Raw genomic sequence first — 448 nt, forward strand, 5'->3', positions numbered from 1 at the left:
GAGCGTCTCCCACACGCGTGCTGCGAACGCGACGTACCCGTCGTCGACTGCGTCCGAGCGGGCTCCGACAGCGACTACGTCCTCGCCGTCGAGGCGATCCCCCGCCCGAGCCAGACTGGCGATCGCGTCGAACGTCTCGTAGTCGCGGTACTGCTCCAGGAGGTCGTCCAGGATGGTGACGAACAACACGAGCATCGTCTTGTTCGTGGCGACGCGCTCGTGGTGGATCTCGTCGACGAAGGGCATCGTGTTCGCCGGTGCGAGGTGGTGGACCCACTTCCAGATGAACGCGGGCCGGGCCGCCTCGAAGGACTGATACTCCGACACGAGGTCGCCGAGCGCCGGCGGTAGTTCGTGATCCGCGATCGACTCGAGGAGTGCTGCGGCTCTGTCGCCGTCGATCGATGCAACCACAGTCGCGGCGGGATCTTCGATCGCTCCGATGGTT

1 pseudogene is annotated in these 448 nt (G+C 65.8%); it reads right to left on the reverse strand.

The features are described 5' to 3' along the window. Positions 1-448: pseudogene (locus DEQ92_RS23665) on the reverse strand (hypothetical protein); the annotation flags it as partial.

Origin of the sequence: Haloferax sp. Atlit-6N (genome assembly GCF_003383195.1) — an archaeon.
Taxonomy (GTDB): Archaea; Halobacteriota; Halobacteria; order Halobacteriales; family Haloferacaceae; genus Haloferax; species Haloferax gibbonsii.